The sequence below is a fragment of the Agrococcus sp. GW821-FHT14H11 genome, assembly GCF_058803545.1.
In genome coordinates, this window is the sequence record NZ_JBXAPA010000005.1 from 82,654 (window position 1) to 103,852 (window position 21,199).

At 71.2% G+C, this 21,199-nt stretch carries 22 protein-coding genes and 1 tRNA gene; 8 read left to right on the forward strand and 15 right to left on the reverse strand.

Annotated elements, in window-relative coordinates; translation table 11 throughout:
* Position 1 precedes the first annotated feature (1 nt).
* From rho to lysA, 5 genes are all read right to left on the reverse strand, one after another.
* On the reverse strand, positions 2-2,122 hold the full coding sequence (gene rho, locus AC1RNL_RS07000; RefSeq protein WP_492934812.1) for a transcription termination factor Rho: 2,121 nt from the start codon (positions 2,120-2,122) through the stop codon (positions 2-4).
* A 140-nt stretch (positions 2,123-2,262) separates the two neighbouring features.
* Positions 2,263-3,237, reverse strand: a complete 975-nt coding sequence (gene thrB, locus AC1RNL_RS07005) for a homoserine kinase (RefSeq protein ID WP_492934813.1) — start codon at positions 3,235-3,237, stop codon at positions 2,263-2,265.
* Entirely contained in the window at positions 3,234-4,319 is a 1,086-nt protein-coding gene (gene thrC, locus AC1RNL_RS07010; RefSeq protein ID WP_128188981.1) for a threonine synthase, read from the reverse strand. The genes thrB and thrC overlap by 4 nt, the downstream gene beginning before the upstream one ends.
* A gap of 11 nt (positions 4,320-4,330) precedes the next feature.
* Positions 4,331-5,623, reverse strand: coding sequence for a homoserine dehydrogenase (locus tag AC1RNL_RS07015; RefSeq protein WP_128188982.1), 1,293 nt, complete (start codon positions 5,621-5,623; stop codon positions 4,331-4,333).
* Positions 5,620-7,035, reverse strand: coding sequence for a diaminopimelate decarboxylase (gene lysA, locus AC1RNL_RS07020; RefSeq protein WP_492934814.1), 1,416 nt, complete (start codon positions 7,033-7,035; stop codon positions 5,620-5,622). The genes AC1RNL_RS07015 and lysA overlap by 4 nt, the downstream gene beginning before the upstream one ends.
* Positions 7,036-7,291: 256 nt before the next feature.
* Here lysA and AC1RNL_RS07025 point away from each other — a divergent pair, with 256 nt between their 5' ends.
* Positions 7,292-7,966 (forward strand): DNA-3-methyladenine glycosylase, encoded by a 675-nt coding sequence (locus tag AC1RNL_RS07025; RefSeq protein ID WP_492934815.1) that lies wholly within the window; start codon positions 7,292-7,294, stop codon positions 7,964-7,966.
* Between the two features lie 280 nt (positions 7,967-8,246).
* Here AC1RNL_RS07025 and argS read toward each other — a convergent pair whose 3' ends face one another.
* Positions 8,247-9,905, reverse strand: coding sequence for an arginine--tRNA ligase (argS, locus tag AC1RNL_RS07030; protein ID WP_310121279.1), 1,659 nt, complete (start codon positions 9,903-9,905; stop codon positions 8,247-8,249).
* A gap of 62 nt (positions 9,906-9,967) precedes the next feature.
* Between argS and AC1RNL_RS07035 the strand changes: the two genes are divergently transcribed.
* Positions 9,968-10,579, forward strand: coding sequence for a hypothetical protein (locus tag AC1RNL_RS07035; RefSeq protein ID WP_492934816.1), 612 nt, complete (start codon positions 9,968-9,970; stop codon positions 10,577-10,579).
* A 109-nt stretch (positions 10,580-10,688) separates the two neighbouring features.
* On the opposite strand, the gene AC1RNL_RS07040 is transcribed toward AC1RNL_RS07035, so the two are convergent.
* The 3 genes from AC1RNL_RS07040 to AC1RNL_RS07050 are packed head-to-tail and all read right to left on the reverse strand — an operon-like array spanning position 10,689 to position 12,876.
* Positions 10,689-11,480 (reverse strand): transglutaminase-like domain-containing protein, encoded by a 792-nt coding sequence (locus tag AC1RNL_RS07040; RefSeq protein ID WP_492934817.1) that lies wholly within the window; start codon positions 11,478-11,480, stop codon positions 10,689-10,691.
* 41 nt (positions 11,481-11,521) lie between these two features.
* Positions 11,522-12,412 (reverse strand): type II secretion system F family protein, encoded by an 891-nt coding sequence (locus AC1RNL_RS07045; RefSeq protein WP_492934818.1) that lies wholly within the window; start codon positions 12,410-12,412, stop codon positions 11,522-11,524.
* Positions 12,412-12,876: a type II secretion system F family protein gene (locus AC1RNL_RS07050; RefSeq protein WP_492934819.1), complete on the reverse strand. Its 465-nt coding sequence runs from the start codon at positions 12,874-12,876 to the stop codon at positions 12,412-12,414. The genes AC1RNL_RS07045 and AC1RNL_RS07050 overlap by 1 nt, the downstream gene beginning before the upstream one ends.
* Before the next feature lie 36 nt (positions 12,877-12,912).
* Here AC1RNL_RS07050 and AC1RNL_RS07055 point away from each other — a divergent pair, with 36 nt between their 5' ends.
* Positions 12,913-13,179, forward strand: a complete 267-nt coding sequence (locus tag AC1RNL_RS07055; RefSeq protein WP_492934820.1) for a hypothetical protein — start codon at positions 12,913-12,915, stop codon at positions 13,177-13,179.
* A 158-nt stretch (positions 13,180-13,337) separates the two neighbouring features.
* Here AC1RNL_RS07055 and AC1RNL_RS07060 read toward each other — a convergent pair whose 3' ends face one another.
* The 6 genes from AC1RNL_RS07060 to AC1RNL_RS07085 form a co-directional block, all read right to left on the reverse strand.
* Positions 13,338-14,795, reverse strand: coding sequence for a TadA family conjugal transfer-associated ATPase (locus AC1RNL_RS07060; RefSeq protein ID WP_492934821.1), 1,458 nt, complete (start codon positions 14,793-14,795; stop codon positions 13,338-13,340).
* Complete coding sequence (locus tag AC1RNL_RS07065; protein ID WP_492934822.1) at positions 14,792-15,970, reverse strand: CpaE/TadZ family protein; 1,179 nt, start codon at positions 15,968-15,970, stop codon at positions 14,792-14,794. Before AC1RNL_RS07065 ends, AC1RNL_RS07060 begins: the two co-directional genes overlap by 4 nt.
* Positions 15,967-16,671 carry a Flp pilus assembly protein CpaB gene (gene cpaB, locus AC1RNL_RS07070; RefSeq protein ID WP_492934908.1) on the reverse strand — a complete coding sequence of 235 codons (705 nt, stop codon included), beginning with the start codon at positions 16,669-16,671 and terminating at the stop codon, positions 15,967-15,969. Before cpaB ends, AC1RNL_RS07065 begins: the two co-directional genes overlap by 4 nt.
* 25 nt (positions 16,672-16,696) lie before the next feature.
* Positions 16,697-17,722: a TadE/TadG family type IV pilus assembly protein gene (locus AC1RNL_RS07075; protein ID WP_492934823.1), complete on the reverse strand. Its 1,026-nt coding sequence runs from the start codon at positions 17,720-17,722 to the stop codon at positions 16,697-16,699.
* Positions 17,710-18,099: a TadE family protein gene (locus AC1RNL_RS07080; protein ID WP_246990643.1), complete on the reverse strand. Its 390-nt coding sequence runs from the start codon at positions 18,097-18,099 to the stop codon at positions 17,710-17,712. Before AC1RNL_RS07080 ends, AC1RNL_RS07075 begins: the two co-directional genes overlap by 13 nt.
* Positions 18,100-18,175: 76 nt before the next feature.
* Entirely contained in the window at positions 18,176-18,361 is a 186-nt protein-coding gene (locus tag AC1RNL_RS07085) for a Flp family type IVb pilin (protein WP_492934824.1), read from the reverse strand.
* A 371-nt stretch (positions 18,362-18,732) separates the two neighbouring features.
* Here AC1RNL_RS07085 and AC1RNL_RS07090 point away from each other — a divergent pair, with 371 nt between their 5' ends.
* The 5 genes from AC1RNL_RS07090 (at position 18,733) to AC1RNL_RS07110 (ending at position 21,168) form a co-directional block, all read left to right on the forward strand.
* Positions 18,733-19,356 carry a TetR/AcrR family transcriptional regulator gene (locus AC1RNL_RS07090; RefSeq protein ID WP_492934825.1) on the forward strand — a complete coding sequence of 208 codons (624 nt, stop codon included), beginning with the start codon at positions 18,733-18,735 and terminating at the stop codon, positions 19,354-19,356.
* A gap of 41 nt (positions 19,357-19,397) precedes the next feature.
* Positions 19,398-20,036 carry an A24 family peptidase gene (locus tag AC1RNL_RS07095; protein ID WP_492934826.1) on the forward strand — a complete coding sequence of 213 codons (639 nt, stop codon included), beginning with the start codon at positions 19,398-19,400 and terminating at the stop codon, positions 20,034-20,036.
* A 42-nt stretch (positions 20,037-20,078) separates the two neighbouring features.
* Positions 20,079-20,154: transfer RNA gene (locus tag AC1RNL_RS07100), tRNA-Arg, on the forward strand.
* Between the two features lie 84 nt (positions 20,155-20,238).
* Positions 20,239-20,829 carry a TetR/AcrR family transcriptional regulator gene (locus AC1RNL_RS07105; protein ID WP_492934827.1) on the forward strand — a complete coding sequence of 197 codons (591 nt, stop codon included), beginning with the start codon at positions 20,239-20,241 and terminating at the stop codon, positions 20,827-20,829.
* Between the two features lie 42 nt (positions 20,830-20,871).
* Positions 20,872-21,168, forward strand: coding sequence for a metal-sensitive transcriptional regulator (locus AC1RNL_RS07110; protein ID WP_492934828.1), 297 nt, complete (start codon positions 20,872-20,874; stop codon positions 21,166-21,168).
* Positions 21,169-21,199: the final 31 nt, after the last annotated feature.

Here is a 21,199-nt window from a genome sequence, read left to right on the forward strand (position 1 = left end):
GTCAGTCCTTGTCGTGCTGGCCGGGCACCGACTTCGAGACCTTCATCAGGAACTCGACGTTCGACTGCGTCTCCTTGAGCTGCTTGAGCACGAGCTCGAGCGCCTGCTGCGTCTCGAGGCCGGCGAGCGCCCTGCGGAGCTTCCACATGACCTTCGTCTCCTCGACGCCCATGAGCATCTCCTCGCGGCGGGTGCCGGATGCGTTGACGTCGACGGCGGGGAAGATGCGCTTGTCGGCCATCTGGCGCGAGAGGCGGAGCTCCATGTTGCCGGTGCCCTTGAACTCCTCGAAGATCACCTCGTCCATCTTGGAACCCGTCTCGACGAGCGCGGTCGCGAGGATGGTGAGCGAGCCGCCGTGCTCGATGTTGCGCGCGGCGCCGAAGAACTTCTTCGGCGGGTAGAGCGCGCTCGAGTCGACGCCGCCGGAGAGGATGCGGCCGGAGGCCGGCGCCGACAGGTTGTAGGCGCGGCCGAGGCGGGTGATGCCGTCGAGCAGCACGACGACGTCGTGCCCGAGCTCGACGAGGCGCTTGGCGCGCTCGATCGCGAGCTCGGCGATGATCGTGTGGTCCTCGGCGGGCCGGTCGAAGGTCGACGCGATGACCTCGCCCTTGACGGTGCGCTGGAAGTCGGTGACCTCCTCGGGGCGCTCGTCGACGAGCACGATCATCAGGTGCACCTCGGGGTTGTTCTCGGCGATCGCGTTGGCGATGGCCTGCATCACGAGGGTCTTGCCGGCCTTGGGCGGCGAGACGATGAGGCCGCGCTGGCCCTTGCCGATCGGCGCCACGAGGTCGATCACGCGCGTCGAGAGCTTGTTGGGCGTCGTCTCCAGGCGCAGGCGCTCCTGGGGGTAGAGCGGCGTGAGCTTCGAGAACTCCACGCGGTTCAGCGACTCCTCGACCGTCTGGCCGTTCACCGAGTCGACGCGCACGAGCGCGTTGAACTTCTGGCGGCCCGACTGCTGCTCGCCCTCGCGGGGCTGCTTGATGGCGCCGACGACGGCGTCGCCCTTGCGCAGGCCGTGCTTCTTGACCTGGGCGAGCGAGACGTAGACGTCGTTCTGGCCCGGCAGGTAGCCGGAGGTGCGCACGAACGCGTAGTTGTCGAGCAGGTCGACGATGCCGGCGACGGGCAGCAGCACGTCGTCCTCGTGGATCTCGAGCTCGGCGTCCTGGCCGCTGCGCCCGCGGGTGCGCTCGCGCCCGCGTCCTCGGCGCGAGCCGTCGGCGTCGGCCTGCTGCTGCGCGCGCTGGTTGCCCTGGTCGCGGTCGCCCTGCGCGCGGCCGCCCTGCTCGCGGTCGTTCTGGCGGTCGTTCTGGCCGCGGCCGCGACGGCGGCGCGAGCCGTCCTCGTCGTCCTGCTGCTGCTCGTCGGCCTGCTGGCCGTTCTGGCCGCCCTTGCCGCGGCTCCGGCGGCGGCGCGAGGTGCCCTCGCGCTGCTGCTGGTCGTCGCCCTCGGCGTCGGTGCCGGATGCGTCGTCGGCCTGGTCGGCCCGCTGGCGGTCGGCCTGGCGCGCGTCGTCTGCACGGGACTCGTCGGCACGGGGCTCGCCGGCACCGGACTCGCCGGCACGGCCGGCGTCGTCGGCCGAGCCGCGCTCGGCGGACTCGGCGGCGGGCTGGTCGGCGGCGCCCTCGGGCGCAGCCGTCGTCTCGTCGGCGCCGGCGTCCTTCGCCTTCGAGCGCGAGCGGCTCGCGCGGGTGCGCGCGGGGCGCTCGGCCTTGGCGGGGGCGTCGTCGCCCTCCGCGGCGGCGGGCGCCTCGTCGGCGGCGGGCTGCGCCGCCTGGACCGGCTGGGCCTCGGCGGCCTCGGCCTGCGGCTGCTCGGCGGCGGCGTCCTCGGCCTGCTGCGCCTTCGTGCGGCGGGTCGAGGCGCGGCGCTTCGGCGCGGCGGCGGTCGCCTGCTCGGCGGGCGCGTCGGCCGTCGCCTGCTCGGCGGGGGCCTCGGCGGTCGCCTGCGGCGCGGGCTGCTCGGCCGGCGCCTCGGCGGCGGCCTCGGCCTTGGCGGCGACCGACGTGGAGGTCGCGCGGCGCGAGCGGCGCTTGGGGGCCTCTGCGGCGGGGGCGGTCGCGCCGTCGTCGGTCGCGGGGATGCTGTCGATGGTCTCGCTGGTCATTGCGCGAGCGCTCCTTCAATGTCGGCCCGCGCGCGATGCTCGCGGGCGTGGGACCATGTCTCCCGCTGCGCTCACGGCCGTGGAGCGGTCGTCGGGCGCATCAGATTGCGGAGAGAGGAGTCAGATGCTCCCCCGCCGGGCTAGGCCACGGCGCTGCTGGGGATGGGCTCCACTGTACCACCGCGGATGTCGACGGCGAGCAGGCGCGCGTGCCACCCGCCGGCCGCGCCGCCGGGCCGCTCCTCGACGATCCTGGCCGCCTCGAGGCGGGCCGCCGGGTCGCTCGCGAGCACGAGCACCGAGGGCCCCGCGCCCGACACGACGGCCGCGTGGCCCGCGGCGCGCAGCTCGCGCACGAGCGCGCTCGTCTCGGGCATCGCGCTCGCCCGGTAGGTCTGGTGGAGGCGGTCCTCGGTGGCGTCGAAGAGCAGCTCGGGGCTCTGCGTGAGCGCGGCGACGAGCAGCGCCGAGCGCGAGAGGTTGAAGACGGCGTCGGCGTGCGGCACCGCGTCGGGCTGCAGGCTGCGGGCGAGCGACGTCGACATCGTCGCCTCGGGCACGGCGACGAGCAGCGAGACGCCGCGGTGCACGGCGAGCTGCTTGTGCCGGGGGCCGGTCTCGTCGACCCACGCGATGGTGAGGCCGCCGAAGATGGCGGGCGCGACGTTGTCGGGGTGGCCCTCGAGCTCGGTGGCCCAGCGCAGCACATCCTCGTCGGTGACGTCGACGACGCCCTCGAGGAGGCCCTTCGCGGCGAGCACGCCGGAGACGATCGCGGCGCCGGAGGAGCCCATGCCGCGGCCGTGCGGGATGGCGTTGGTCGCGGTGATGCGCAGCCCCGGCGCCTCGACGCCGACGCGGTCGAGCACGTGCAGCAGCGAGCGGGCGACGAGGTTCGTCTCGTCGGTGGGCACGCCGTGCTCGCCGTCGGCGCCGACGCCCGTGACGTCGACGCGCACGCCGGCCTCGGTCGCGGTCACCTCGAGCTCGTCGTGCACGTTGAGCGCGAGCCCGAGCGTGTCGAAGCCCGGGCCGAGGTTGGCGCTCGTCGCCGGCACGCGCACGCGCACGCTGCGGGCGAGCGGCACCCGGGCCCCGGGCTCGGCCGCCGTCATGCCAGGCCCAGCATCTGGGCGACCTGCGCGGTGTCGGCGTCGGCCGACTCCGGCCGGGCCTCGGAGCCGTCGTCGAGCCGCAGCCCGTAGGCGGCGTCCTTCAGGCCGTGGCCGGTGACCGTGAGCGCGATGGTCGAGCCGGCCGGGATCTCGCCGGCCGAGTGCCGCTCGAGCAGGCCCGCGACCGAGATGGCCGAGGCCGGCTCGACGAAGACGCCGGTCGACGAGGCGAGCAGGCGCTGCGCGCGCAGGATCGCCGCGTCGTCGATGGCACCGATGAAGCCGCCCGACTCGTCGCGGGCGTCGATCGCCTGCTGCCACGAGGCGGGGTTGCCGATCCGGATGGCCGTGGCGACCGTGTCGGGCTCGCGCACGACCTCGCCGCGCACGATGGGGGCCGCGCCCGCCGCCTGGAACCCGAGCATCCGGGGCCGCTTCGTGGCCATGCCCGTCGTCTCGGCGAGCGAGTACCCGCGCCAGTAGCTCGTGATGTTGCCGGCGTTGCCGACCGGGATGCAGTGGATGTCGGGGGCGTCGCCGAGCACGTCGACGATCTCGAGCGCCGCCGTCTTCTGGCCCTCGATGCGGTCGTCGTTCACGGAGTTCACCAGGTGCACCGGGTAGCGGTCGGCGAGCTCCTTCGAGATCTCGAGGCAGTCGTCGAAGTTGCCGCGGATCTGCACGATGCGCGCGCCGTGCACGACCGACTGCGCGAGCTTGCCCATCGAGATCCTGCCCTCCGGCACCAGCACGATCGCCTGGATGCCGGCAGCCGCCGCGTAGGCCGCCGCGGCGGCCGAGGTGTTGCCGGTCGACGCGCAGGCGATCGCCTTCGCGCCGCGCTCGACGGCGCGGGACACGGCGACGGTCATGCCGCGGTCCTTGAACGAGCCGGTCGGGTTCAGCCCCTCGAACTTCACGAGCACGCGCGCGTCGGTCATGGCCGACAGCGCCTTCGACTCGATGAGCGGCGTGCCGCCCTCGCCGAGCGTGACGACCGTCGACGCATCCGTCACGCCGAGCACGTCGGCCCACTCGTGCAGCACGCCTCGCCACTGGTTGCGTGAACCCTGCTTCGCCATCTTGATGCCTCCTAGTCGATGAGCCGGATCACGCTGTCGATCCGCTCCACGTCGGTGTGCGCCGCGAGCGCCTCGAGCACGGCCGCGATGCGGCCCTCGGTCGCGGTGTGGGTGCCGAGCACGAGCGACGCCGAGCCGTCGCCCGGATCCTGCCGCACCGACTCGACCGAGACGTCGTGCTCGGCGAAGAGGCCCGCGACCGCGGCGAGCACGCCCGGCCGGTCGGCGACGGTGAGCCCGAGCTCGTGCCGCGCGAGCACCTCGTCGAAGGGCGCGATCGCGAGATCCGCGTGCGTCGACGCCGGGCCGCCCGGGCCGCCGAGCACGTGCCGGCGCGCGATCGAGACGAGGTCGCCGAGCACCGCCGACGCCGTCTCGGGACCGCCGGCGCCCGCGCCGTAGAACATGAGGTCGCCCGCGGCCTCGGCGGTCACGAAGATCGCGTTCTTCGCCTCGTGCACGGCGGCGAGCGGATGCGTCGACGGCAGCGAGACGGGATGCACGCGGGCCGAGACGCGGTCGCCCGCGTCGCCCTCGAGGCGCTCGCAGATGGCGACGAGCTTGAGCACCCGGCCCGTGCGCTCCGCCTGCTGCACCATCGCATCCGTCACCCCGGTGATGCCCTCGCGGTGCACGCACGCGGCGGGCACCTCGGTGTGGAACGCGAGGGAGGCGAGGATCGTCGCCTTCGAGGCGGCGTCGTAGCCCTCGATGTCGGCGGTCGGGTCGGCCTCGGCGTAGCCGAGCGCCGTCGCGGTCGCGAGCGCGTCCTCGAGCGTGGAGCCCTCGGTGTGCATGCGGTCGAGGATGAAGTTGGTGGTGCCGTTGACGATGCCCATCACGCGCAGCACGCGGTCGCCGGCGAGCGACTGCTCGAGCGGCCGGATGATGGGGATGGCGCCGCCGACGGCCGCCTCGTAGGCGACCTGCGCGCCGACGGTCTCGGCCGCCTGGAAGAGCTCCGGGCCGTGCGCGGCGACGAGGGCCTTGTTGGCGGTGACGACGTCGGCGCCGGCCGCGAGCGCGTCGAGCAGCAGGGTGCGCGCCGGCTCGATGCCGCCGAGCAGCTCGACGACGACGTCGGCGCCAGCGACGAGCGTCGCGAGGTCGGTCGTGAGCAGCTCGCGCGGCAGCTCGACGTCGCGCTTCGCGTCGACGTCGCGCACGCCGATGCCGACGAGCTCGAGCGGCGCGCCGACGCGGGCGGCGAGCTCGTCGCCGTGCTCGAGCAGGATGCGCGCGACCTGCGCGCCGACGCTGCCGGCGCCGAGCAGCGCGATGCGGAGGCTGCGGTAGGAGTTCATGCGGCTCCGTCGTCGGTGGTGGCGGATGCGTGGCGTCCGGCGGGGCGCTCGAGGCCCGCGTCGCGGGCGAGCAGGTCGTCGATCGACTCGCGCCGCACGAGCGTGCGCACCTCCCCGTCGCGCACGGCGAGCACGGGCGGGCGCGGCGCGAGGTTGTAGTTGGAGGCGAGCGAGTGGCAGTAGGCGCCCGTCGCGGCGACGGCGAGCAGGTCGCCGGGGGCGACGTCGCCGGGCAGCCACTCGGCATCGACGACGATGTCGCCCGACTCGCAGTGACGCCCCGCGACCCGCACGAGCGCGGGCTCGGCGTCGCTCGAGCGCGAGGCGATGCGGGCCGAGTACTGTGCGCCGTAGAGCGCGGGGCGCGGGTTGTCGCCCATGCCGCCGTCGACCGAGACGTACGTGCGCGTGCCCTCGCCGAGGCGCACGGGCTTCACCGTGCCGACGGTGTAGACGGTGATGCCCGCCGGGCCGACGATCCAGCGGCCGGGCTCGATCGCGATGCGCGGGACCGGGATGCCGAGCTCGTCGGCGGCGGTGCGCACCGCGTCGGCGAGCCCGGCGGCGATCGCCTCGATCGGCTCGGGGCTGTCGGCGGCGGTGTAGGCGATGCCGAACCCGCCGCCGAGGTTGAGCTCGGGCAGCGGGCCGTCGGCGCCGAGGCTCGCATGCAGGGCGAGCATGCGGCGGGCCGACTCGGCGAAGCCGTCGGCGTCGAAGATCTGGGAGCCGATGTGCGTGTGGAGGCCGACGAGCTCGAGGCTCGGCAGCTCGCGGATGCGCGCGACGAGCGCCGGCGCCTCGTCGAGCGGCACGCCGAACTTCTGGTCCTCGTGGCTCGTGGCGAGGAACTCGTGCGTCGAGGCGTGCACGCCCACCGAGATGCGCAGCCGCACGCGCTGCACGCGGCCCGCGCGCTCCGCGGCCGCCGCGACGCGCTCGGCCTCGATGGGCGAGTCGAGCACGAAGGTGCCCACGCCCGCCTCGACGCCGGCCGCGATCTCGGCCTCGCTCTTGTTGTTGCCGTGGAACCCGATGGCCGCCGGCTCGACGCCTGCGCGCAGCGCGACGGCGAGCTCGCCGCCGGTGGCCACGTCGAGCACGAGGCCCTCCTCGCGCATCCACCGTGCCACGTCGGCCGTGAGCAGCGCCTTGCCGGCGTAGTAGACGTCGACGCCCGCGTCGCCGAACGCGGCCTCGAAGGCGAGGCGGATGCGCCGGGCCCGGTCGCGCACGACGGCCTCGTCGACGAGCAGGAAGGGGGTGCCGTGCTCGGCCGCGATCGCGCGCACGTCGGCCCCGCCGACGCGCAGGGCGCCGTCGACGCGCTCGGCGGAGGCGGGCCACACCCCCTCGACGAGGGCGTCGGCGTCGGCTGCGTCGGGCAGCTGCGGGGCGAGCGGATGCGGCACGGGGACTCCGTCCGGGTGGTTGCTGTGGGCCTGACGAGCAGGCGGCGTCTGCGCTTGTGGCGCTGCCCTCCATCCTACGGAACGCGCGTGCGCGCTCCGGCGCGGGCGTAACGCCGCGTGACGCGCGCCCGCTCGTGCGGCGCGCGCCGGGTGGCACGGTTCGAGGACGGCTCGTGGTTGCGCCCACGAGCCGAGGACGCGCCCTCCTCGTTCCGCGACGCATCCTCGACCGGTGACCGGCGGGTAGCGTGCTGGCGTGCCCTCCCCCGATGCAGCCTGGTTCGAGCGCGACCCCGTCGAGCTCGCGCCGCTCCTGCTCGGCGGCGTGCTGCGGCGGGCGGATGCGTCGGGCGCCGTCGCGCTGCGCCTCACCGAGGTGGAGGCCTACCGCGGCAGCGACGACCCGGGCGCCCACACGTTCCGGGGGAAGACGGCCAGGAACGCCACGATGTTCGGCCCCGGCGGCCACGTGTACTGCTACTTCACCTACGGCATGCATCACGCGGTGAACGTCGTCGCGGGCCCCGAGGGCTCCGGCTGGGGCGTGCTCGTGCGCGCCGGCGAGGTCGTCGAGGGCGCCGAGCTCGCGGCCGAGCGACGGCACGTGCGCCGGGCGACCCGCATCGCGGGCGAGCTCGCGCGCGGACCGGGCAACGTGGCCCAGGCACTCGGTGCGACGCTCGCCGACGACGGCGCGGCGTTCGCCGACGACTCCCCCGCGCATCGAGCAGGGCCGGAGGCCCGTGCTGGGATGACCGCCGCCTGGTCGTTCACGCCCGCCGACGCCCCGCCCGCCTTCCGCACGGGCCCGCGCGTGGGCGTCAGCGGTCCCGGCGGCGACGCATCGGCCTTCCCGTGGCGGTTCTGGATCCCGGGCGAGCCGAGCGTCTCGGCCTACCGCGCGGCGGCGCGTCGCACGCGTCGCACCTGACGCCGCCGCCCCGCTGGTCGAGCCGGTCCGTGCGCGCAGCGCGCGGACCGAGTCGAGACCACTCCGGCGCCCGCCACTCCGCTGGTCGAGCCGGTCCGTGCGCGCAGCGCGCGGACCGAGTCGAGACCACTCCGGCGCCGCCACTCCGCTGGTCGAGCCGGTCCGTGCGCGCAGCGCGCGGACCGAGTCGAGACCACTCCGGCGCACGCTGCGACACCTGGTCTCGACTCGCGCAGCGGCCTCCGGCCGCCGCGCGGCTCGACCGGCGGGGGCTGCTCCTCTACATCCGCTCCGGCGCGCCCACGCCGACCGTCGACAGCGCCGTGCGCAGCACCTGACCGGTCGCGTCGTTCAGCCACAGGCGCGTGCGGTGCAGCGCCGTGACCTCCTCGTCGCCCTGCGGCGCGACGCGGCACGCGTCGTACCAGCGGTGGTAGAGCCCCGCGAGCTCCTCGGCGAAGCGCGCGACGCGGTGCGGCTCGCGCAGCTCGGCGGCCTGCGCGAGCACGCGCGGGAAGTCGGCGAGGGCGCCGAGCAGCGCCGACTCCGACTCGTGCGTCAGCAGCGACGGGTCGAACTCGCTGCGGTCGACGCCGGCCGCGACGGCATTCCGGGCGACCGCCGACATGCGGGCGTGCGCGTACTGCACGTAGTAGACGGGGTTGTCGTTCGTGCGCTGCGTGAGCAGCTCGAGGTCGATGTCGAGGGGCGTGTCGGCGCTCGAGCGCACGAGCGCGTAGCGGGCCGCGTCGACGCCCACCGCGTCGACGAGGTCCTCCATCGTCACGATCGTGCCCGCGCGCTTCGACATGCGCACCGGCACGCCCTCGCGCATGAGGTTGACCATCTGCCCGATCAGGATCTCGAGGTGCTGGTGCGGCGTATCGCCGAAGGCGGCGCACATCGCCATCATGCGGCCGACGTAGCCGTGGTGGTCGGCGCCGAGCATGATGATGTTCTGCTCGAAGCCGCGCTCGCGCTTGTTCTGGTAGTAGCCGAGGTCGCCGGAGAAGTAGGCGGGGGCGCCGTTGGAGCGCACGATCACGCGATCCTTGTCGTCGCCGAAGTCGGTGGTGCGGAGCCAGAGCGCGCCGTCCTCCTCGAAGACGTGGCCGCGCTCGCGCAGCACGTCGATCGCGCGCTGCACCGAGCCGTCGGACTGCACCTGGTGCTCGTGGAAGTAGACGTCGAAGTCGACGCCGAACTCATGCAGGTCGCGCTTGATCTCGGCGAACATGAGCGCGACGCCGCGCTCGCGGAACGTCTCCTGCAGCGTCTGGTCGTCGAGGTCGAGCAGGTCGCCGTCGTACGAGTCGTCGACGCGTTTGGCGATCTCGGCGATGTAGGCGCCGCCGTAGCCGTCCTCGGGGGTCGGCTCGCCGCGGAAGGCCGCGACGAGGCTCTTCGCGAAGCGGTCGATCTGCGCGCCGTGGTCGTTGAAGTAGTACTCGCGGGTGACGAGCGCGCCCTGCTTCTCGAGCACCCGGCCCAGGCTGTCGCCGACGGCGGCCCAGCGGGTGCCGCCCATGTGGATGGGCCCGGTCGGGTTGGCCGAGACGAACTCGAGGTTGATGCGCACGCCCGCGAGGGTCTCGCCGGAGCCGTACGCGTCGCCCGCCTCCACGATCGTGCGGGCCAGCTCGCCCGCCGCGCCGGCCGCGAGCGTCAGGTTGATGAAGCCGGGGCCGGCGACGTCGGCGCGCTCGATGCCATCGACCGCGGCCAGCTCGGCGGCGACCTCCTCGGCGAGCTCGCGCGGCGCGACGCCGGCCTTCTTCGCGAAGCGCATCGCGGCGTTCGTCGCCCAGTCGCCGTGGTCGCGGTTGCGGGGCCGCTCGAGCACGATGTCGCCCGCACCGACCTCCACCTCGGCCGCTCGTCGCGCGACCGCGGAGCGGACGGCGGCGTGCACGATGGCGGAGATCTCAGAAGGCTGCATGGCCTCGATCGTAGTCCGCGCGCCGCCCGCGCCCGGTCGGGGGCGACCCCTAGCCTGGGGCCATGTCTGCCCTGAGCCCGTCGGCCCCGACCGCCCCGCGCATCCGCCGTCTCCTCCCTGCCGTCGTCGTGGCGGCCGCGACGGCGCTGGCGCTCACGGGCTGCGAGCCGGGCGTCTTCGCGCCGAGCGAGACGCCCGGGGCGTCGGCGACGGCGACCGAGTCGGCCGAGCCGACGCCCACGCCGACCCCCTCGGAGGTCGTGCCGACGCCGACGCCGACGCCGGCGCCGACGGGCAGCGACCTGCCGACCACGCCGCCGATCGCGGGCGAGCTGCCCTGCACCAACGTGCTGAGCGCCGAGCAGCTGTACGAGTTCAACCCCAACTTCGCCGCCACCGCCGAGGAGGGCACGCTGCCGGGCGCGATCGGCGACATCGCCGACGCGGGCGGCACCGTCTGCGCGTACCAGCACGTCACGGGCCCCGACCGGCTCGTGATCGGCGTGCTGCAGCAGGCCGACGGCTTCACGGCGGTCGAGTTCCAGAGCGTCGGCGACCTCGGCGTCGCCACCTCGATCGAGGGCGACCTCGCGATCGCTGCCGCCTCACAGTACTTCGGCGCCGCGCAGGATGCGCAGCCGGTCATCGACGACGTCGCGGCGAACCTGCAGTAGCCCCGTCCCCGCTGGCCGACTCCCCCGCCGGTCGGGCCGACGGCCTGTCTCCGCTTTCCGCTGGTCGAGCCGACGGCCGCAGGCCGTCGAGTCGAGACCACTCAGCCGTCTATGCGATCCGCACCCGCGCGCCCACGTCGTCGACCGCGCCCTCCTCGAGCGCATCGTCGCTCGCCCGCACCATCACCGACTGCAGCACGACGGGGTTGCGCATGGTCGTCGCCCAGGCCGTCTCGAGCGCATCCGCTCCGGTCGCGATGCGGATGAGGCTCTGCCTCGGCGCGAGGCCGGTCGCGTCGACGACCCACCACTCGTCGTCGAGGTGCACCTCGGCGACAGCGTGGAAGTCGGGCGGCTGCAGCCCGGGCGCGTAGACGCCGACGTAGCGGGCGGGGATGCCCGCAGCGCGCGCGAGCCCGATCATGACGTGCGCGTAGTCGCGGCACATGCCGCCGCTCTTCTCGAGCGACGTGACCGCGGTGTCGTCGATGCCCGACAGCGCGGGCGAGTAGGTGAAGCCGCGCGCGATCCACTGGCGCATCGCCGCGATCGCGTCGAAGCCGGCGACGCGGCCGAACCGCTCGTCGACGAAGCGGCGCAGCGCGCTGGCCTCGACGTAGCGGGAGTCCTCGAGGTAGCGCGCCGGGTCGCCGTCGTCGAGCGGCCGGGTGAGGCCCTCGAGGCTCGTGCGCACGTCGACGTCGAGCCGGCCCGCGGGCGCCGTGAACAGCAGCTGCCGCGTGTCGTGCGCGGCGGGCGCGATCTGCCACTCGACCGGTGCGCCGTCGACGCTCACCGAGACCTGGTCGTCGGATGCGTAGGCCTCGGCAGGCAGGACGAGCAGGTTGACGTCCGTCTCGCCCACGAGGGACATGGAGAAGGTGGCGTGGGCGGTGCGCATTTGTCTGCGATCCTCCCACAGGCGGAGACCAGCGTCCGTGGTCAGACGTTGCTGAACGCCGAGATGATGTTCATGACTGCGGGCCCGATCACCACGATGAACAGCGCAGGCAGGATGCAGACAATCAGCGGGAACACGACCTTCACCGGGACCTGCTGGGCCTTCGCCTCTGCCCGCTGGCGTCGCTTCAGTCGCATCTCGCCGGCTTGCGTACGAAGCACGTCTCCGATCGAGATACCGAATGCATCGGCCTGCTGGATCGCGCGCACGAACTGCCGAAGATCCGCAACTTCATTTCGCCGACCGAGGTCGTCAAAGGCTTGCTGTCGCGTCACTCCCATGCGTATGTCTTGCAGCGTCCGTGTGAACTCCTCCGCGAGCGCTCCCTTGCCATTGCTCGCGGCACGCGCCATCGCGGCGTCGAAGCCGAGCCCGGCCTCAACCGCGATCGTCATCTGATCGAGAGTGTCGGCGAGCTCTGTCTCGATCCGCTGGTCGCGTTCCTGGCCTCGGCTCACGAGTAGCAGGTCTGGGAGGAAGTACCCGAGGAGCGCGGCGGCAACCGTCACCAGCACCAGCACCACATCTGTTCCGGCCATGAGAAGCAGGCCGATCACCGCAGTGGCGAACGGTACGAGCGCAGCCTTCAGTGTTAGAAGCCGATCGATGGGCCAGTTCGCCGGTCGCCCCGCCCTAGCGTGCTGGCGTTCGAGAAGCGCGACGAGCGGAGGCGGTGTCACTCGGCGGGCGAAGCGCGAGAGGCCCGACTGTTGGGTTTCCCCGCGTGCAGCCTCGGGACCGACGTGTCCGCGCTGCAGGTTGACGAGCGCCCTGGAGCGATTGGGACGGGCGGAACTGAGCAAGACCCATATCAGGGCTCCGATAGCAAGCGCCGTCAGGATTGAGACGAGGATGATCGGCGGCTCGGACATCAGAACTTGATCTCCACGATCTTGTGCAGCCAGACGCTGCCGATGACCATCAGCACGACGCCGACGACCAGCAAGGCGATGCCGAGCGGCGTCTGGAACAACGGCGCAATGTACCCAGGACTGATGAGCATGATCACCCCGCCCACGACGAATGGCAGCGCCACGAGGATCACGGCCGAGAGTCGCCCCTCAGAACTCAGTGTTCTGACCTGCCGCCGTACCAGGCCGCGCTCACGGATCGTGTGCGCAACTCCGTCCAGAGTCTCTGCGAGGCTGCCGCCTACCTCACGATTGATCGCGATGGCCTGGGTCGCCCATTCGAAGTCCTCGCTGGCCATCCTCTCCGCTGCTTCCTCCAGCGCCGACACCACGGGGCGTCCGATTCTCGCCTCGTTGACGACGCGTGCAAGTTCGCTCGCGCTCGGCTCCTCGGACTGCTGCGCTACCGAGCCCAGAGCTTGCATGGTGCTGTAGCCGGCTCGGAGGCTAGACGCGAGCAGTTGCAGAGTCCCATCGAGCTGGCTCGCGAATGCCTCACGACGTCGGGCGATTCGGAGGCGCAAGAAGAGAACGGCAGCCAAGGGAGCAATGGCCCCGATTGGAAGCGCGAGCCAGCCGAAGCCGAGTACGAGCAGTGCAGCTACAAGCGCTACTCCCACCACGGCCACGAGAAAAGCGAAGTCTTGCGGCCTCGTGCGCAGTCCGGCGAGATCGAGCGTCCGGGCAAGGGCGTCGGAGCGGCGATGGATAAGACGCGCGACAAGTGATGTTGCCGCCTCGGCGGCTCCCGCAAGCGCACTGTCGCCCGCCTCGGGCGCGGGGCGGCGCCTGGCGAGGGGCAGCCGCGCGCGGCCGGGGTCGGCCGCTACGACGACCGCGGATCCGATGCCGACTGCGACAGCCACCGTCGCCACCGCAACAAGCGTCATCGCGACACCGGCGCGTCGAACATGCCGTGGGGCAAGGCGACGCCAAGGTCGTGAAGGCGCTCGGTGAACTTCGGCCGCACGCCGGTCGCGATGGGGACGCCCAGGAATCGGCCATTCGCGTCCTGGCCCGCTCCGTAGTCGAAGAGATACACGTCCTGGAGCGTCACGATCTGCCCCTCCATGCCCACGACTTCAGTGACCGCAGTCACGCGGCGGGTGCCATCGCGCAGGCGGTCGAGCTGCACGATGACATCGACCGCGGAGGCGATCTGTTCGCGGATCGCCCGCAGAGGGAGATCCATGCCGGCCATCAGCACGAGGGTTTCCAGCCTGGCAATCGCGTCGCGCGGAGAGTTCGCGTGCACCGTGGACAGCGATCCGTCGTGGCCGGTATTCATCGCCTGCAGCATGTCGAGCGTCTCGCCGCCTCGGACCTCGCCCACAACGATCCGGTCCGGACGCATTCGGAGCGAGTTCTTCACGAGGTCGCGAATCGTCACCTCGCCCTTGCCTTCGGTGTTCTGCGGGCGAGACTCAAGACGCACCAGATGCTCCTGCTGCAGTTGCAGCTCGACCGCATCCTCGATCGTGATGATGCGCTCACGCGCTGGGATGAAGGAAGAGAGAACGTTCAACAACGTCGTCTTGCCAGTACCTGTACCGCCCGAGACGATGATGTTGAGCTTGCCCTCTACACAGGCCTGGAGCAAGCGCGCCATCTGCTGTGTCAACGTGCCGAACCTGATGAGGTCCGGGACCTTGTAGGGGTCCTTGGCGAACCGCCGGATCGTGAGCGTCGATCCCGTGAACGCAAGCGGGGGGATCACGGCGTTCACGCGCGACCCATCCTCGAGACGAGCATCCACCATTGGAGACGACTCGTCGATGCGACGCCCGATCCGAGTGACGATGCGTTCGATCACATGCCGCAGCTGCTCTTCCGAGGTGAAGCGCACCGCGGCGCGACCAAGCTTGCCTTCGCGCTCGACGTAGACGTTCTCCGGCCCGTTGACCATGATCTCCGTCACCGACGGATCGTCCATGAGGCGCTGCAGCGGACCGAGCCCGAGCACATCGTCACGCACCTCGTTGATCAGACGCTGGCGCTCTTCGACGGTGAGCGGCGCTTGCTCAGCCTCGACGATCCGGATCAATTCGTCACGAACGATGCCCTGCAGCTGCTCCTCAGAGAGGTTCGGATCGTTCAGTCGCGATCCGATGTGGACGTAGAGCGCATCGGCCGCGCGCTGCTTCACTCGGAGCAGCGCGTCCGGTTGGTCGGCCGACGGCCTCTCCTCGGTGTCGCTTGCGGCGCTGCCTTCCGCCTGCTCGGTGTGCGGCGAGTCTGCCGCTTCGACTGCTCGACGGGCACGTCGTGTAGCAGGTACCGGTTCCGGTGAGGGGCTCCCCGCCGGCTCCGCGCGAGCCGCCAGACGCTCGGCGAGGCTGGTCATCGCCTGCTCCGCCCACGGGTTGCGTCGCGCTGGGGGGCGTACGCTCCCAGGAGCCGGCGGATCTGCTTCGAAACAGGGTCCTTCGGGCTGTGATGGATGAGTGGCTCGCCGATGTTCATCGCGGCTGTTGCGGACTTCGAGAACGGCATCGTCAGGTCGACACTCGCCCTGATCGTCGATTCGACGTCCGCGACCGTGAGACCGGCCTTCGGGTCTGCGAAGTTCAGCACCACTTGGCGCGCGGTGTTGAGCATGCCCAACTCCCGCAGGGTTGCGATCTCTCTCCGCATGCCGCGCGAACCGGGTACGTCGAAGGTCGTGAGCAGGATCGGGTCCGTGGTGTGGTCGAGCGCTGCGAGTGTTCTCGGCTCGAGCCCCGCAGCTGTATCCACGACGACGAACGGGAACTGCGATGCGAGCATGCTGAGCAACGACGCCACTTGCTCGGAATCAAGCGCGTCCGCCGCGACAGGGTCCTCCGGGGCGCAGATCACAAGGAGACCCGAGCTGTGCTGCGTGAGCTGTGTCTTGAGGGCGATGGGGTCCCGGAGCCCTGCGCCCTGCACGATTGCGTCGAGCGTGAACTCCGGCTCCACGCCGAGCGCCGTCGCTACGTCGCCGAACTGCACGTCGAGATCGACAAGGACGACCCCTCCCGGCGCGAACTCAGCGAGGCCCACGGCGACATTCGTGGCGAGAGTCGTCTTTCCCGCGCCTCCCTTCGGCGAGAGCACCGTGATCACCCGAGCTGGGGCTGCGGCCCCCATGGGAAGCGCCATTGCGACGCCTGACAGCGCCCGACGCGCAAGAGCAGCCTGAGAAGCGCGCTCCAGCGATGCACGGAGCGCGCTGATGTCAGCCTCCGGCGCCAAGACGTCTCGCACGCCCGCGTGCATCGCGGACACCGCCAGCGACTCCACGTCACCGATCAGCAGCACGGCAGTTCCCGGGAGCTCGATGTCCAAGCGACCTGCGAGTTCGAGGGCTGCGCCAGGCGATCTCGAGGCATCGATGACGATGACGTCTGGCAGGGATTCGTGACGAACTTGCGCCAGCAGCTCGGCCGGATCCGCGGAGCCAGCGCCGACCGGTACTGCGATGCACGTACCCGCAGATGCCTCCAGGACTCTTGCGCGGAGCTCTTCTGAGTCGCTCCTCAGGAGTACGTTGCTCATTCGAAACCCTCCACCGCAGTCACGATTCGCGTGCCGCTCTCGGGCACGTTCGAGCTCTCGAGCGAGAGGTAGACGAAGCCGAACTCGTGCGCGAAGACGACCTGTTCGGCATCGGCGGCCGACAGCGCGAGAGTGACCATGAGGCTCTCAGCGGCTGCCTGCTCCACCTCTTCTCCATCCTCGTCAGTGGTGACGCCCGCCGCGCCTTCCACCGCTGTGACGAGCACCTTGTGAAGGATGAGGTGAGTTTGATCGATCTCGCCTCCGGGCGTCTCGATCGAAGCGGAGAAGAAGACGCCGACAGTGTCCCCAGGCCTGAGCTGGCCGCCGACCACGCGCCTGGCGTCCAGCTGGAGCGTCAGCTGATGCATGTCCTCTGGGATCTCGACGACCCGTTCGAGCGACTCGGGTGCCGCGAAGCGCGATGCCATCAGTTGCTCACCGGGTAGCAGGTCGGCGGAGGTCACCATGCCTGCGACGTCGCCGAGGTCGGTGATGCCACCAGCTACTACCGCCGCAGCTGGCAGCTCGGTCACCGTCACCGAACGTGCGAGCGTCTCGGCTGAAGTGCCCGCCTCGATGGGTTCGGCGACGACGAGCACTTGTGTGGGTGTCATCCGTGCCATTGCGCGAGCGTCCGCGCCGGCTGCGTAGACGTAGGTGAGCACGCCGCCGATGGTGGCCACTAGAAGCGCGACCATCGTGATCACAAGGCGCCGAATCATGTCATTCTCCGTTCGGGAGACGCAGCTCCACACTGGTCGTGCCCAGCTGTGGCCCGCCCGGACTGGTCGTGAAACCGGAGCCGAGATCGACAAACCGCTGGATGGTGCCGAAGATGCAGTCGTCGTTGCTCTTGCACGACGGAGGACGCACTCCCGCTTCGCCCTTGTTGTTGGAGTACCCCTCGAGCGTGAAGGCGATGTAGCCGAACACTCGATACGCTCCGCTGCTCCCCGAGCCGACGACCGAGTCGAAGATGGGCACGAGGACGGTCGTACCGATCATCTCCCGCAGCTGCGCGTCGTCGCACGTCGGCGAACGGCCGGGCTCGGAGTAGTAGGAGCCGTCGACAGCGGTCGTCGCGGAGCATGGAGCACTCGTGGTGAGCCAGCCGAAGCCGCCCGGAGGAGCAGCGCCATTCGAACCGTTCGGGTTCGTACCCGACGGGCATGCGTGGAAGTCAGTCTTGTTGCCTTTGCTGAAGAGCACGACATCGGTTGCCTCCTCAGGGATGCTCAGTCCGATGACTTCTCCCGCCCCGTTCCGCAGCACATCGCCGGCGTCGAGGCCCGCCCAGTGAACGATCTCGCACCACGAGATCGCCAGCGGCAGGTGTGCGCCTCCGGTCGGGTACTGGTTCCAGGACGCAGCTGACGTGGCCTGCATGGTGGCGGAGTCGCGGTCGATGATCGGCGCGAACCAGAAGTCGCGGCTCGACTCGGTCTGCACTTCCACCCAACCGTTCTCGACGTCGAGCTCGAGGACCGTCGCCGTGGGGTCGCCGCCCATCGGGCTATTATTGTCCGCGAGTTCCTGGGCCGTCGCGTCTGAGCCCGCGCAGTCGCCGAGCGCGCACTCCTGCGCGATAGCAAGGGCAGCCGCATCAGCTCCGTGCTGAAGCCGCTGGCGGTCAGCGTTTGCCGCACCGACGTCGATGGCGAGCGCCGCCAGAATGAGGAAGGGCACCATCAGGATCGCGACCCATACGGCGACTGCTCCGCGGTCCGATCGGTGTGTCATCCGTTGCATCGCATCGTTCCTGATCCCTCGAGATCGATCGACGGCCCGAACAGGCCGCCGAACAGCGGCACGTCGTCTAGGCGCACGACCGCTCTTGCATTCGCCCCCAACGTGCAGGAAGCAATGGGCTGCAGCGTCGCGCCGCCAGCCGCGGTGCCGGCGAGCGACTCGTCAGCGCGACTCGCCGCTGCCGCTTCAGCTGCAGCATGCGTCCCGTCGGTGAGCACGAAGATGCGAACCGCATCACGCGCCGCGTTGTCGAGCAACGTCTGCACGTGGAAGGCGTAGCCGAACGAGATGATGCCGAAGCTCAGCAGCATCAGGATCGGCAGGACGAGCGCAAGCTCGACCGCGGCGGCACCACTATCCCTCGGACGACGTCTCATCGGACACCCTTCCTCACTGGACCCGGGTAAAGATGAGGCGGCGCTCGGTCAGACCGAGCGCCGCCATCAAGAGTGCTTACGGCGTGAGGTCGAGGCCCGCGAACAGCTCGCGCAGCTGCGTGCCGAAGGCGAAGACCGCGACGATGATCACGATCGCGATGCCGGCGACCATGATGCCGTACTCGACTGCGGTCGCGCCGCGGTCCTTCTTGTCGAAGCGGTCGGAGACGAAAGCGCTGACCGCGCTCAGGAATGCGTACATGGAGGGTTCCTTACTTGACAGGCCCGGGGCTGGGGTTCCGGTGCTGTTCGGGATGCCGGCCCGAGTGGAACCGACGAGGAAGAGCGTGGCACAGGGGTTGCGGATCGCGCAACATTGCAGAGTCTCAAGATTCCCTCAGCCTGGAAGTTGCAACCTCAGCATTAATCCCGAAACGGCATGTTGATTTGACGGTAACGACGTTACGCCTCAGACTTGCACCACAGAGCCCGCACGAGCCGGCTCGCCCACCGGGACGACATCCCCACGCACGACAGGAGGAGCCATGCAGCTCCCCGCCCCGATCACGCGCGAAGCCAGCGCATCGGGCGCACCGACGCGCTTCATCGACGACGCTGTTACGGTGGCCGCCCATGCCTGAATCCGCCCCCACTCCTGAGCCCGGCCTGCGCGAGCGCAAGAAGCTCTTCACCCGTCGCACCATCGCCGACGCGGCCTTCGCGCTCGTCTCGGAGAAGGGGCTCGACGACGTCACGATCGACCAGATCGCCGAGCGCGCCTTCGTCTCCCCGCGCACCGTCTCGAACTACTTCCCCTCCAAGGAGGCGGCCCTCGTGGCGGCCGGCGACATCTCGCCGATCGACATGCTCGCCGGCCTCGAGGAGCGGCCCGCCGATGAGGCGCCGCTGCACTCGCTGAGCGAGGTGCTCACCGCCTCGATCAGCGGCTGGTCGAAGGAGCAGTTGACGATGCTGAAGGCCAAGGAGGATCTCGTCGAGCGCTTCCCGGCCCTGCTCCCCCACCGCATGGCGCAGTACGACGAGTTCGAGGACGCGGTGCGCCTGGCGGTCGCCGCGCGCAGCGGCGTCGACCCCGAGACATCCGCCTTCCCCCGCCTCATCGCGGGCGTCGCGGCCGCGGCCATCAAGACCGCGATCCGCGTCTGGGTGAACACCGACGGAGGGGCGTCGAAGATCGCCGACCTCGTCGAGCAGGCGTTCCACGACCTTGAGGCCGGCTTGAGCCCCGACGCCTGAGGGCGCCGGAGAACCTTGCGTCACCCAGAGCAACCGCTTCGATGCCACCCCTTGCGATCGCGATCGCGGCAGCGCTGTGCGCCGTCGCGGCCTGGCTGCTGACGCCGCGCGCACGCCGGATCGCCGAGAGCGGGTCCCGCTGGCTGCGGCCCGCCGTGCCCGCCTCGCTCGCCGCGCTGCTCGGCGCCGGGGGCGCCGCCGTCGCAGACCACTGGGCGGTCGCGGTCGCGCTCGGCGCCCTCGCCGTGGGCTGCGGCCTGCTCATCGCGGTCGACCTCGCCGTCTTCCGCCTCCCGGATGCGATCGTCTGGCCGACCACGGGAGCCGTGCTCGGGATGCTCGTGGTCGCCGCGGCGATCACGGGCGACTGGGCGCGGCTCGGCACGGCGCTCCTGGCGATGCTCGTCGTCGGGGTCGGCTACTTCGCGCTCGCGTGGTTCGCCCCGTCGAGCCTCGGTCTCGGCGACGTGAAGCTGTCGGTCGTGCTGGGGCTGACGCTCGGGTGGTTCGGCTGGCAGGCGGTGCTGCTCGGCATCCTGGGCGGGTTCCTGGTCTTCGCCCTCGTGGCGCTGACGATGCTGGCGCTGCGCCGCACGTCGCTGCGCGCCGACCTCGCCTTCGGCCCCTGGATGATCCTCGGCGCGGCGGCGGGCCTGGGCTGGGCGGCGGTCGGGGCGTAGCCCTCGCGGTGGTAGATTGGACGACGCTGCCTCGGCAGCCCGGCCCCCATAGCTCAGGGGATAGAGCGTCTGCCTCCGGAGCAGAAGGCCGCAGGTTCGAATCCTGCTGGGGGCACCAAACTTCCCGGATCGCACGTCTGCGAGCATCGCAATCTCGTGTCGATCGCGAAACGGCGCTCGGAAACAGCGTACGCTTACCGCCATGGGACGACCCCGACTGCACGACGAGCACCTGCGCCAGCGCCTGCTCGAGGCCGCCACCGACCTGATGGCGGTGGATGGGCCCGACTTCTCGCTGCGACCGCTGGTGGCCTCCGTCGGCACCTCGACGTCGGCCGTCTACTCGCTCTTCGGCTCGCGCGGCGAGTTGCTCGAGGCGATCACGCTCCGTGCTGCGCGCTCGTTCGTCGACGCGCAGGAGGCCGCCCGGGTCGACGATCCCGCCCAGCACATCTCCGGCCTCGCGCACGCGATCCGCGCCTGGGCCAAGGAGCACGCCGCCATGTTCCACGTCGTCTTCGGCCGCAGTGCCGACTCCCCCGCGGTCGGCGAGGCGCGAGACAGCACGACCGAGCCGCTGCTGCGCGCCGTCACCGAGGCCACCGAGGCGGGCGTGCTGCACGGCGACCCGGTCGTCGCGACCGGCACCATCTTCGCCGGCGTGCACGGCTTCATCACGCTCGAGCTGCTCGGCCTCTACCCGGCTGACCAGGCCGACGCGCTCTTCGACGCGCAGCTCGCGGCCATCTGGCGCAGCTGGGCCACGCCTGAGCACGTCAGCGCCGTCGCGTAGCCCTTGCCGGGAGATACCCCTCCGGGGTATCATCGTCGCATCATGAGCACGCACACCACCCACGGCTACACGGCCGACAAGGACGCCCTCCTCAAGCGGCTCCGTCGCGCCGAGGGCCAGGTGCGCGGCGTCGCCCGCATGGTCGACGAGGACAAGTACTGCATCGACATCCTCACGCAGGTCTCGGCCGCCACGAAGGCGCTCGAGACCGTGGCGCTGCAACTGCTCGAGGATCACCTCGCGCACTGCGTCGCCGAGGCCTCCTCCATGGGCGGCCCGGTCGCCGAGGCGAAGCTCGCCGAGGCGAGCGCCGCCATCGCGCGCCTCGTGCGCTCCTGATACCCCGAAGCATCCACCACCGGAAGGACAC